This window comes from Fenollaria massiliensis (assembly GCF_000312505.2).
Classification (GTDB): Bacteria; Bacillota; Clostridia; order Tissierellales; family Peptoniphilaceae; genus Fenollaria; species Fenollaria massiliensis.
This window is the reverse complement of sequence record NZ_HG326224.1, coordinates 288,534-300,908: the sequence shown is the minus strand read 5'-3', so window position 1 is coordinate 300,908 and position 12,375 is coordinate 288,534. Positions and strand designations below refer to the sequence as shown.

The 12,375-nt window shown below is 34.1% G+C and carries 15 protein-coding genes; all 15 read left to right on the top strand.

The window, feature by feature from the left end; all coding sequences use genetic code 11:
* Positions 1-5 precede the first annotated feature (5 nt).
* The 15 genes from BN30_RS01495 to secD all read left to right on the top strand — a co-directional run bounded on the left by BN30_RS01495 (position 6) and on the right by secD (position 12,373).
* Positions 6-590, top strand: coding sequence for an HD domain-containing protein (locus BN30_RS01495; RefSeq protein WP_019213764.1), 585 nt, complete (start codon positions 6-8; stop codon positions 588-590).
* Positions 591-765: 175 nt separating this feature from the next.
* A complete protein-coding gene (gene hrcA / locus BN30_RS01490) occupies positions 766-1,776 on the top strand; it encodes a heat-inducible transcriptional repressor HrcA (RefSeq protein ID WP_195890964.1) in 1,011 nt (336 codons plus the stop codon).
* 10 nt (positions 1,777-1,786) lie between these two features.
* The gene (locus tag BN30_RS08690; RefSeq protein WP_019213762.1) at positions 1,787-2,146 is read left to right on the top strand and encodes a nucleotide exchange factor GrpE; all 360 of its coding nucleotides are present in this window, start codon (positions 1,787-1,789) and stop codon (positions 2,144-2,146) included.
* Complete coding sequence (locus BN30_RS09780; protein WP_084691340.1) at positions 2,139-2,309, top strand: nucleotide exchange factor GrpE; 171 nt, start codon at positions 2,139-2,141, stop codon at positions 2,307-2,309. The genes BN30_RS08690 and BN30_RS09780 overlap by 8 nt, the downstream gene beginning before the upstream one ends.
* Positions 2,310-2,335: 26 nt before the next feature.
* A complete protein-coding gene (gene dnaK, locus BN30_RS01475; RefSeq protein WP_019213760.1) occupies positions 2,336-4,180 on the top strand; it encodes a molecular chaperone DnaK in 1,845 nt (614 codons plus the stop codon).
* A 156-nt stretch (positions 4,181-4,336) separates the two neighbouring features.
* Positions 4,337-5,461 (top strand): molecular chaperone DnaJ, encoded by a 1,125-nt coding sequence (dnaJ, locus tag BN30_RS01470; RefSeq protein ID WP_019213759.1) that lies wholly within the window; start codon positions 4,337-4,339, stop codon positions 5,459-5,461.
* 8 nt (positions 5,462-5,469) lie between these two features.
* On the top strand, positions 5,470-6,381 hold the full coding sequence (gene prmA, locus BN30_RS01465) for a 50S ribosomal protein L11 methyltransferase (RefSeq protein ID WP_019213758.1): 912 nt from the start codon (positions 5,470-5,472) through the stop codon (positions 6,379-6,381).
* Positions 6,374-7,102, top strand: coding sequence for an RsmE family RNA methyltransferase (locus BN30_RS01460; protein WP_019213757.1), 729 nt, complete (start codon positions 6,374-6,376; stop codon positions 7,100-7,102). The genes prmA and BN30_RS01460 overlap by 8 nt, the downstream gene beginning before the upstream one ends.
* On the top strand, positions 7,099-8,382 hold the full coding sequence (gene mtaB / locus BN30_RS01455) for a tRNA (N(6)-L-threonylcarbamoyladenosine(37)-C(2))-methylthiotransferase MtaB (protein WP_019213756.1): 1,284 nt from the start codon (positions 7,099-7,101) through the stop codon (positions 8,380-8,382). Before BN30_RS01460 ends, mtaB begins: the two co-directional genes overlap by 4 nt.
* A gap of 4 nt (positions 8,383-8,386) precedes the next feature.
* Entirely contained in the window at positions 8,387-8,725 is a 339-nt protein-coding gene (locus BN30_RS01450; protein ID WP_019213755.1) for a histidine triad nucleotide-binding protein, read from the top strand.
* A 117-nt stretch (positions 8,726-8,842) separates the two neighbouring features.
* Positions 8,843-9,025, top strand: a complete 183-nt coding sequence (gene rpsU / locus BN30_RS01445; protein WP_019213754.1) for a 30S ribosomal protein S21 — start codon at positions 8,843-8,845, stop codon at positions 9,023-9,025.
* A gap of 33 nt (positions 9,026-9,058) precedes the next feature.
* Positions 9,059-9,508 carry a GatB/YqeY domain-containing protein gene (locus tag BN30_RS01440; protein ID WP_019213753.1) on the top strand — a complete coding sequence of 150 codons (450 nt, stop codon included), beginning with the start codon at positions 9,059-9,061 and terminating at the stop codon, positions 9,506-9,508.
* A gap of 63 nt (positions 9,509-9,571) precedes the next feature.
* Positions 9,572-9,724 (top strand): six-cysteine ranthipeptide SCIFF, encoded by a 153-nt coding sequence (scfA, locus tag BN30_RS08685; protein WP_019213752.1) that lies wholly within the window; start codon positions 9,572-9,574, stop codon positions 9,722-9,724.
* Positions 9,725-9,730: 6 nt separating this feature from the next.
* On the top strand, positions 9,731-11,086 hold the full coding sequence (gene scfB / locus BN30_RS01430) for a thioether cross-link-forming SCIFF peptide maturase (RefSeq protein ID WP_019213751.1): 1,356 nt from the start codon (positions 9,731-9,733) through the stop codon (positions 11,084-11,086).
* Between the two features lie 9 nt (positions 11,087-11,095).
* Entirely contained in the window at positions 11,096-12,373 is a 1,278-nt protein-coding gene (gene secD / locus BN30_RS01425) for a protein translocase subunit SecD (protein WP_019213750.1), read from the top strand.
* Positions 12,374-12,375: the final 2 nt, after the last annotated feature.

Genomic DNA, 12,375 nt, shown 5'->3' with positions numbered 1-12,375 from the left:
AGGCTATGATTGATATAAATAAAAAAGCGATTGAGTACCTAGAAAATATTTTTAATGGCAACTCAGACGGTCACGGCGCAGATCACAGCCTGAGAGTTTATAATAATGCATCTTTAATAAGAAAAGCTTATGAATGCAATGAGCTATATGTAGATCTTGGCGCTTTGCTTCATGACGTCGACGATCATAAGTTATTTAATAATAAAAATAATGAAAACGCAAGAAAATTTTTAGTTGAAAATGATTTTGATAGTGAAGCAATTGAAGATATTGTTGAGATAATCAATTCAGTTTCATTTACAAAGAACAAGGGAACTAAGCCAAAAACACTTGAAGCATGCATAGTTCAAGATGCTGATAGGCTTGATGCGATAGGAGCTATAGGCATCGCTAGAACCTTTATGTATAGCGGTAAACATGAACGTGGTATAGAAGACTCATTAAAGCATTTCGATGAAAAGCTATTATTATTAAAAGACATGATGAACACTGACGAAGCAAAAAGACTCGCCCAAAAAAGAGATAGCTTTATGAAAGAATTTTTATCAGAAATAAATGATGAGCTTGGCTATAAAAATAAATATCTATAGAAAAGGCGATTTTATCGTTCTTTTTTTATGCTTTTAGGAAAAATTTTGCAAAAATTTTAAAAAAAAGTAAATATTTTTGAAAAAAGCTTGATTTTTTTATTATTTTGGGTATAATAGAAATAGAGTTAGCACTCACCGAGTAAGAGTGCTAACAAAAACGATGGAAGGTGATCAATTGGATGAGAGAAAATTAAAGATTTTAAAAGCTATAATTAGCTCATACAATGAAACTGGTGAACCGGTTGGCTCAAGACTTGTTGCCAAAGATGACTCCATTGGCCTTAGCTCAGCAACTATTAGAAATGAGATGCAAGACCTTGAAGAAGCGGGCTACTTAATCAAAACTCATCTTTCTAGCGGAAGAGTGCCATCGCAAAAGGCATATCGCTTGTATGTTGACATGGTACTTCAAAAAGACTTCGAAAAATTATCTTCATCAGAAAAGAAATTTTTCTTAGATGATATAAAGGACAAGTCAAAGAACTTAGATAGTATGATAGGAAAGATGTCAAAAGTTTTGTCAAGCTTAACTGATTTTACATCACTTGCTTATATAAGGAAGAGCGGCGATACAAAGTTAAAGAGCTTGGAGCTTTTAAAAGTTGATGAAAATAAAATTCTTGCCATCTTTGTATATGAAGACTTTGCCATTGACAAGACGTTGATAACGCTTAAGGAAGATATAAATGAAGAAGAACTTAATTATTTTAAAGAGATTTTAAATAAGAATTTAGCAGGCAAGTCCATAAATTCGGTTGATTTCAACACACTTAAATATGAAAAGGACAGCCTTCTTAAATACAGAAGCATTTTAGATAGCGTTTTAGAAAAGTTTTCACAAAAAGACGAAAAGAATAATGCGAATAGCATATTCCTAGAAGGAATAAATAAGATTTTAAATTATCCAGAGTATTCAAATTTTGATAAGGCAAAAGAATTAATCGAGCTTCTCGAAGACAAAAAGGGCTTACTAAATTTACTTGAGAGCGAAAATTTGGATAAAGATCTTGTTATTAAGATAGGTAATGAGAATGATATCGACATATTTGATAATATTGCCTTAGTTCTTAAGAATGTAAACATCTTGGATAATGAAGTTACTTTTGGTTTAATCGCACCAATGAGAATTGATTACAAAAAAGTTCTTTCTATATTTGATGATTTTTATATGGATGATTTATTTTAGGAGGGATTAGATGAAAAAAGATAAAACAATAGATATGGATGAAGAAAAGCTTATAAATGAAGAAGCTGAAGAAAGTCAAGAAAAAGCTGTAAGTGAAGAGCAAGATGGCGTAGCATCTGAAATAGATGATCTTCAAACAAAGCTTTTAAGACTTCAAGCAGACTTTCAAAATTACAAGAAGAGAGTAGAAAAAGAAAAGGACGACCTAGTATCGATAGGCGTTGTAAGTATTGCAAATGAAATACTTCCTGTCGTAGATAACTTTGAAAGAGCCTTGGAGCATGAAGGTGACAGCGCTTCGTTTAAGGAAGGCATGGAGCTTATTTACGAAGGATTAAAAAAATGCTCTCAAAGCAAAGGGCATAGTTGAGTTAAAAGCACTAGGCGAGGACTTCAATCCAGATTTTCATCAAGCGGTATCTATGGGCCACAACGATGAATACAAAGAAAATCAAGTCATAGAAGTTTTATTAAAAGGTTATGAATACAATGGCAAGGTTATTCGCCATGCCATGGTTATTGTAAATAAATAAGAAAATTATTAAGGAGGAAATATATTATGGGAAAAATAATTGGTATTGACTTAGGTACAACAAACTCTTGTGTATCAGTAATGGAAGGTGGAGAAGCTATAATCATTCCTAACGTTGAAGGTAACAGAACTACTCCATCAGTAGTTGCTTTCACAAAAGACGGAGAAAGATTAGTAGGAGAAACAGCTAAAAGACAAGCTATAACAAATCCAGACAGAACTATATCATCAATTAAAAGAGAGATGGGCAGTAACTACAAGATTGACATAGACGGAAAAGACTATACACCACAAGATATATCAGCAATGATATTACAAAAATTAAAATCAGACGCAGAAAGCTATTTGGGAGAAAAAATTACAGAAGCAGTTATCACTGTTCCTGCATATTTCACAGACGCTCAAAGACAAGCTACAAAGGACGCTGGTAAGATCGCTGGCCTTGAAGTAAAGAGAATCATAAACGAGCCAACAGCAGCAGCACTTGCTTATGGTATGGATAAGGAACATGGTCAACACAAGATTATGGTATATGACCTAGGCGGAGGTACATTCGACGTTTCAATACTAGAAGTAGGTGACGGCGTTTTCGAAGTACTAGCAACTAGGGGTAATAACAAGCTTGGTGGAGACGACTTTGACCAAAGAATTATAAATTATATAGCAGAAAACTTTAAAAAGGAAAATGGCGTAGACTTAACTCAAGACAAGATGAGTTTGCAAAGATTAAAAGAAGCAGCAGAAAAGGCTAAGAAAGAGCTTTCTACTACAATGACAACAAACATCAACTTACCATTCATCTCTGCTACAGCAGCTGGTCCACTTCACTTGAACATGGACTTAAGTAGAGCAAAGTTCAATGAACTAACTCATGACTTAGTTGAAAAAACTACTGAACCAGTTAGAATGGCTATAAAAGACGCTGGTATTGAAGCAAAAGACATCGACAAAGTATTATTAGTTGGTGGTTCAACAAGAATCCCAGCTGTTCAAGAAGCAGTTAAACAAATCATCGGCAAGGATCCTCAAAAGGACATCAACCCAGATGAATGCGTTGCCATCGGTGCATCAATCCAAGGCGGTGTATTAACAGGCGAAGTTAAAGACTTATTATTACTAGACGTAACACCACTATCACTTGGTCTAGAAACACTTGGCGGAGTAACTACAAGACTTATCGAAAGAAACACAACTATTCCAACAAAGAAATCACAAATATTCACAACAGCTTCTGACTCACAAACATCAGTTGATATACATGTACTTCAAGGTGAAAGAGAGATGGCAGCCGACAATACAACACTTGGCCGCTTCCAACTAGAAGGTATAGCACCAGCACCAAGAGGAATCCCTCAAATCGAAGTAACATTTGATATCGATGCTAATGGTATTGTTAATGTATCAGCAAAGGATTTAGGTACAGGTAAGGAACAAAAGATTACTATCACAGCTTCATCTAACTTATCAAAAGAAGATATTGATAAAAAAGTTAAAGAAGCAGAAGAATTTGCTCAACAAGATAAGAAGAAAAAAGAAAATATTGAAGTAAAGAATAACGCAGATCAAATGATATATCAAACAGAAAAACTTATGAAGGACCTAGAAGGCAAAATTTCTGAAGATGAAAAGAAAGACATCGAAGCAAAACTTGCTGATCTTAAGAAAGCTAGCGAAGGCTCAGACTATGACGATATGAAGAAGAAGACAGAAGATTTAACACAAGCCTTCTATAAAGTTTCTGAAAAGCTTTATAAACAAAATGCAGAAGCAGGTGCAGCTGGAGCTGAAGCAGGCGCACAAGGCTCTGAAGAACACAAAGGTGACGATGACGTAGTTGATGGTGACTACGAAGTAGTTGACGACGATAAATAAATTTATTAGATTTTGATTAAGAAGAATGGAGAAAAGCTTCATTCTTCTTTTTTTACATAAAATAAAAGAATTTCATTAGGCTTTTATTTTTCTCACATTTTTGGTATAATATAATGTATATGAAAAATATTTTACATTTTAGAAAGGGTGTAAGTTTTGAAAGATTTATACGAAGTTTTAGAGATAGAATCAACTGCGACTGAAGCTGAGATAAAAACTCAATATAGGAAGCTTGCTAAAAAATATCATCCAGACCTAAATCCAGGAGATGCAGAGGCTGAAGCAAGATTTAAGGAGATATCTGCCGCTTATGAAGTTTTAGGCAACGCTGAGAAGAGAAAGCAATATGATACATACGGCGAATCGATGTTTCAAAATGGAGGCACAGGAGCTGGTGGCTACGGCGGTTTTTCTGAGGATATATTTAGTGATATCTTTGATATTTTTGGAGGCGGTTTTGGCGGCTTTTCATCAGGTGCTGCGCAAAGCAAACGTCCAATGTATGGCGAGGACGTAAGATATAATCTTACTATAGATCTAGAAGATGTTTTAAATGGAACTCAAAGAGAGATTGAGATAGAGAGAGTCGAAGAGTGCTCACATTGCCACGGAAGCGGAGCAAAAGATAAGGATAGCAAAAAGACTTGCAAGACTTGTTTTGGCAGAGGAAGCGTTAGAAGAGAGAGAAGAACAGCTTTTGGCGTATTCGTTCAAACTGAAGTTTGCCCTGACTGTCACGGTACAGGCGAGATAATTACTGAAGAATGCCCACATTGCCATGGCAATGGAACTGAAAAGAAAAAGAAAAAAATACTTGTTAAGGTGCCAAAGGGCGTTCGTGAAGATAGCGTCATCAGCATAAGAGGCGAAGGAAGTGTTGGTAAGAATGGCGGACCAAACGGTGATTTAAACGTTTACGTAGACATTAGAGAGAATAATAAATTCAAAAGAAGCGGCGATAATTTATACACAAGCGTTAGCATAAATTATTTACAAGCGGTTTTAGGTGACCAAATTGAAGTTGATACGCTTGATGGCAAGGTTAAATTAACTATACCTGAGGGAACTCAGAGTCATACGAAGTTTAAAATTGCAGGCAAGGGACTATATCCACTACACAAGAATTATAGATGCGATTTATACGTTGTAGTCAAGGTTGATGTGCCAAAGAATTTGAATGAAGAGCAAAAAGACTCATTAATAAAGCACTTTAAAGACATGAATTTTGATTACGAACCAAAGAAGAAAAATATTTTTGAAAAAATAAAAGAAAAATTTTAGGAGTTAATATGAATTTTAGAGAAATTAAATTAAAATTTAAAAAAGAAAATGAAGAAAGAGTCGAAATTTTCTTATCAGACTTAGGCATTGACAATATGGCGATTGAAGATCCAGAAGATTTAAAGATTTTCCAAGAAAGACAAAATGCTTGGGACCTATACGATGATGACCTTATAAAATTAGAAAAAGGTTTTATTAGATTTACCATATACCTAGACGATATCTCTGACAATGATGAAAGAGAAGCCAAAATTAAGTCTTACATTGAAGAAATTGGCGGAGAATTTTCTAAGGAAATAATTGACGATAGCGATTGGAAGAATAATTGGAAGAAATTCTTCAAGGTTTTAAAACCAAACAAAACTATAGTCATAGTGCCAACTTGGGAAGAGTATGAAAAGAAAGATGGAGAAGAAATCATAAAGCTAGAGCCTGGCATGGCATTTGGAACTGGCTCACACGAGACAACATCACTTTGCATAAAGAAGCTTGAAGAGCACATGAAGCCAGGAATGAAAGTTCTAGACATAGGTACAGGTAGCGGCATACTATCGATTGCAGCGTCAAAGCTAGGCGCTAGCGAAGTTTTAGGCGTTGATATAGATCCGATGAGCGTATACATCGCCAATGAAAACAAAAAATTAAATGAAGTTAAAAACGCTGAATTCATAGTCGGAGACCTTCTTTCAAAGGTTAAAGACAAGTATGATATAGTCGTTTCAAATATACTTGCAGAAGTTATAGTTACAATGACAGGTGATTTACACAAATTTTTGAACAAGAACGGAATTTTCATTTCTTCAGGAATTTTAAAAGTTAAGTCCGCCATGGTTATCGATTCACTTGAAGCCAATGGATTTGAGATATTAAACGTCGAAGACCTAAACGAATGGACTTCAATCGTAGCTAAACATGCATAGATTTTTCGCAGAAAAAAGAGCTGAAAATCTTTTATATTTAGCAAAGGAAGATATAAAGCACTTTAAAGACGTCTTGAGAATAAAAGATGACGAAGAAGTTGAAGTTTATATTGATGCCGCTGGCTATATCGCTGTTCTTAACTCATATTCAAAGAATGAACTGAGTCTTAAGATAATTTCTGTAATAAAAGAAAAATATGAGTCTGAGCTAAAAATAAGCTTATTCCAAAGTCTGGTAAAGTCTGATAAGATGGACTTTATCATACAAAAAGCTATAGAAATGGGTGTTTATAGCATAGTTCCTATAGAGACTAAGAGGTCAATTGTAAAGAAAAAAGATATAAAAGATAAAAAACTGGAAAGATATAAAAATATTGCAAAGGCAGCGGCGATGCAGTCAAAGCGCGAGTTTATACCATCTGTATCTGATGCGATGAAGCTTAGCGAAGCAAAAGAAATTTTAGATGGCTTTGATCTAGTTTTAATTGCTTATGAATATGAACTTGATAATAGCATAAAAAATTATGATATCAAAGACAAAAAGAATATCGCCATCGTCGTAGGACCTGAGGGCGGCTTCGATATAGGTGAAATAGATGAGCTTAAGAAATTTGGCTACAAATCCATTAGCCTGGGAAAGAGAATACTTAGAGCAGAAACAGCGCCAATTGCGCTGCTTACTATGCTTTACTACGAATTTAACGGAAGTGGTCTTTTATGATGAAGGTTTATGTACAAAATTTGGGCTGCAAAGTAAATTTATATGAAGCTCAAGCGATAAAAAATTCTTTCGAGCAAAGAGGCTATGAGGTCAAGGAAGATTTTGACGATATCGATGTCTATGTGATAAATACTTGTACTGTGACAAATAAGTCGGATTCAAAGTCAAGGCAGATGATATCTAAAGTCAAGAAGAAAAATCCAGATGCTATAATAATTATTTGTGGCTGCTATAGTCAGATTAATTCTAAAGAGATAGAAGAGATGGATATAGCGGACATCATAGTCGGCACACAAGGTAGAAACAAGATAGCTGACTACTTAGAAGAATATTTAAACCTTGGCGAAAAGAAAAATTATGTTGAGGATAATATTGACAAAAATTATGAAGAGCTTCTTTTTGATAAAAATTTCGATAGCACTAGAGCCTTTATTAAAATAGAAGATGGATGTAATAATTTTTGCTCATATTGCATAATTCCATATGCAAGAGGAAGAGTGCGCTCGAGAAAGGCGGATAGCATCATTAAAGAGATAGAAACGCTTGCTAAAGATGGCTACAAAGAATTTGTTATCACAGGCATACAGATAACTGATTATGAAGATAATGACATCGACCTAATAAAATTATTAGAAATGATAGATGAAGTGCCAGGCGTTGAAAGAGTGAGACTTGGTTCGATTCAGCCAAAATTATTAAAAGATGAAACAGTAGAAAGATTAGCCAAACTAAAGCACTTGCAGCACCAGTTCCATTTATCCTTACAAAGCGGCTCAAATAAAGTGCTTAAGCTAATGAACAGAAAATACACGAGAGAAGATTATATTGAAAATACAAGTAAGATATATAAGGCAATGCCGGACTCTGCCATAACTACAGACATTATCGTTGGTTTCCCACAGGAAGATGATGAAGATTTTAAAGAGTCCATTGACATAGTGAAAAAAGTTAATTTCTTAAAGGTTCATGTTTTTAGATATTCAAGGCGTAAAGGCACAAAAGCTTACGATATGAAAGGACAAATTGCTGAGAGCGTAAAAAAAGACAGAGCAGAAATTTTAGAAGAGTATCAAGAAGCCTCGAGACATATATTTATAAATAAATTTATTGGCGATGAATTTGAAGTTTTGTTTGAAGAGAAAAAAGATGAATACTTTGAAGGCTACACATCAAATTACATCAGAGCTTATCTTAAGACAGATGAAAATCTTCATAACCAAATAATGAAAGTAAAGGCAGTAGAAAAATTTAGAGACGGAATATTAGTAGAAAGGATTTGATTTTATGGATTGTTTATTTTGTAAGATCATAGAAGGAAGCATTCCTTCTGAAAAAATTTACGAAGACGACATGATGCTTTGCTTTAAAGATATCAACCCAACATGCCCAGTTCATGTGCTTATGATACCCAAAAAGCATATCTCATCCCTTGATGATTTAAAAGAAGGCGATGAAGAAGTAATTTCTCACATGATGCTAAAAGTTAAGGATATAGCTAAGACTATGGGCCTTGACAATGGTTATAGACTAGTCATCAATACAGGTGAAGACGGTCAACAAAGCGTAAAACATTTACACATGCATTTAATTGGCGGCAGAAAGCTTAATTGGCCAGCAGGTTAAAAACAAGAAAATTAGCAAAAAAGATTAAAAAAACCTTGAAAAAGCTTTAATTTTGTTGTATAATATTTGTAACTTAGTCATAAATGATAGTAACTGTTTTATGAGGGGAGGGATACTATGACAGAAATAAGAGTTAGAGAAGACGAATCACTTGATAATGCACTTAAGAGATTCAAAAGATCATGCGCAAGATCAGGCGTCTTAGGAGAAGTTAGAAAAAGAGAACACTATGAAAAACCAAGCGTAAGACGTAAACTAAAATCTGAAGCAGCAAGAAGGAAAAAACATCAAAAGTTTTAATTTAAATTTATTTGTAAAGATAGAAGGTGTATGATGTCCCTTAAAAACGAACTAAAAAGTAGATATATAGAATCTATGAAAAATAAAGATACAATCATTAAAAACACTATCATGATGGTTAATTCAGCTATAAAGCAAGTTGAAGTTGACCAAAGAAAAGAACTAAGTGACCAAGACATTATAGCAATAATACAAAAGCAAATAAAGGAAAAGAAAGGCGCTATAGCTGAGTTTGAACAAGGCCATAGAGCAGATTTAGTTGAACAAACTAAAAAAGAAATAGAAATTCTTATGGAGTACGTACCAAAGGAACTTTCTGAAGAAGAGATAAAAACTATGATTATAGATACTTGCGAAGAACTTGGAGACAATAAAACAAATTTTGGCTTAGTCATGAAGACTATGATGTCAAAAGTTAAGGGCAGGGCAGATGGATCATTAGTTACAAATCTTGTTAAAGAATATCTAGCCGGTGCAAAATAGCATCGGTTTTTTCTTGTGATGAGCCTTAGCTCACAGTATATTTTATATAAAAGGGAGGATATTATGAAATTTGTAAAAACTTTAAGCAAAAGAAACTTATTAAAAACAGCTAAGCACGGCGGATGCGGCGAATGCCAAACTTCATGTCAATCAGCTTGTAAGACATCTTGTACAGTTGGTAACCAAAAGTGCGAAAATAAGAAAAATCATAAATAGACTTTGATGTACGATACTAATTTAATACATAAGTTCTATCTAAATGATAAGTATGTAATCTTAGACATATATAGTGGTGCTGTACACGTAGTAGATGAGATTATATACGACTTAGTTGATTACATGTCTAAGGGCTTAGATGAAGCTGTTAAGGCATTATCTACTAAGTATGAAGCTTGTGATATTAAAACTGCTTTTAAGGAAGTAGAAGAATTACACAAAGAAGAGTTGTTATTTACTGAGCCTATAGAGGCAACTCAGTTGGACTTGAGTAAATACAACATAGTAAAGGCTCTTTGCCTACATGTTTCACATGACTGTAACCTAAGATGCAAGTATTGTTTTGCGTCACAAGGCGATTTTAAAGGCAAAAGAGAGCTTATGAGCGTAGAAGTAGGTAAGAAAGCTTTAGAGTTTTTAGTACAAAACTCTGGCAATAGAAGAAATTTAGAGGTTGACTTCTTTGGAGGAGAACCACTAATGAACTTTGATGTTGTTAAGGAGCTTGTTACTTACGGAAGAAGTTTAGAAAAAGAATACAATAAGAATTTTAGATTCACTTTAACTACAAACTGTGTTTTATTAAACGATGAAATTATTGATTATTTAAATGAAAATATGTCAAACGTAGTTCTAAGTATAGACGGTAGAAAATCTGTTAACGATGAGATGCGTCCAACTACTAATGGAAAAGGTTCTTATGATATAATCGTTCCAAAGATTAAACGCTTTATTAAAAAAAGAGGCGATAAGGACTATTACATTAGAGGTACGTTTACATCAGAAAACTTAGATTTTTCAGAAGACGTATTGGATTTCTACAGAAACGGTTTTAAAAAGACATCTATGGAACCGGTTGTAACAGACCAAAAAGAACCTTATGCCATAAGACCAGAACATGTAGAGAGAATTAAGAAAGAGTATGAAAAATTATCAAAAGAATACATCAAGATTAAGAAAAAAGATGATGATTTTCTATTCTTCCATTTTATGATAGACCTTGATCAAGGACCATGCTTAATCAAAAGAGCAATAGGATGCGGAGCAGGATGCGAATATCTTGCTGTAACGCCAAAGGGAGACCTTTATCCTTGTCATCAGTTTGTAGGCGAAGAACAATTTAAAGTTGGTAATGTTTTTGAAGGCGTTACCAAAACTGATTTAAGAGAAGAATTTAAAAAATCAAACGTATTTAATAAAAAAGACTGCCAAGAATGCTGGGCAAAATTCTATTGTTCAGGAGGCTGTCATGCTAATTCATACTACAATACAGGCGACATAAACGGTGTATTTGAGATAGGCTGTGAATTAGAAAGAAAAAGAATAGAATGTGCAATCTCAGTTATTGCAAATTTAGATTAGGAGGCCAAAATGAAAAAGTTAAGCACACTTAAGATTGTGATAACAGTCATTTTAATTGCCTGCTTCGGATTAGTAGCTGTATTCGGCTTTGATTTTGCTGGATATCAAATTAAGAGCGCTAAAGATTCTATCAACTTAGGTCTTGACTTAGCTGGTGGGGTATATGTACTTCTTGAAGCTGATACAGACAAAACAGGAGAAGAGCTTAGCAAGGCTATGGAACAATCCAAGGCAATTATTCAACAAAGAGTTGACGGTTTAGGAATTTCTGAACCAAACATATCTATCGAAGGTTCAAACAGAATCTCAATCGAACTAGCTGGTGCTAAAAATGCACAAGACGCTATCGAAACAATAGGTAAAACAGCTCAATTACAATTTATCGATCCAGATAACAATGTAATTTTAACAGGTAAAAACATTAAAGAATCAAAAGTTGTTTATACACAAGATAACTTAGGTAAGTCAACACCAGTTGTTTCAATGGAGTTTGACGAAGAAGGAACAAAGAAATTCGCTGAAGCAACAACAAAGCTTTATAATGAAACAGTTCCTGAAAAGAAAATCTTAAAGATAGTTCTAGACGGTGAAGTAATTTCTGCACCTATAGTACAAAATTCACCAATTACAGATGGTAAGCCAATCATCGAAGGCGGTTCAAAGGGATTTTCAGTAGAAGAAGCATCAAAATTAGCTACACTAATCAGAGCCGGTGCACTTCCTATCGAACTTAAAGAAGTAAGATCAGAAATCATCGGAGCTTCACTAGGTATCGACGCTTTCCATAACTCAATGATGGCTATACTTATATCAATACTTTTAATAAGTTTACTATTAATCGTAGTATATAAGATTCCAGGTCTAGTAGCATCAATTTCATTAATTGCGTATACACTATTAGTTTTACTAGCATTTATAGTATTCCATATCAAGTTATCATTACCAGGCATATGCGGTTTACTATTATCAATAGGTATGGCAGTAGATGCTAACTGTATTATATATGAAAGAATTAGAGAAGAATTAATCAATGGTAAGACAGTAAGATCAGCTGTTGATGCAGGCTTTAAGAAAGCCATCGCAACTATCATGGACTCAAACATCACAACTATCATAGCTGGTGTTGTACTTTATGTTTATGGTATCGGTTCAATCAGAGGTTTTGGTATTACACTTATCATAGGTATAGTAATTTCATTATTGACAGCAGTTGTATTGACAAAATTCTTACTAAAGAACTTTGCTCAAATAACATCTAATGAAAATAAAAAGGCATATGGAGCATAGGA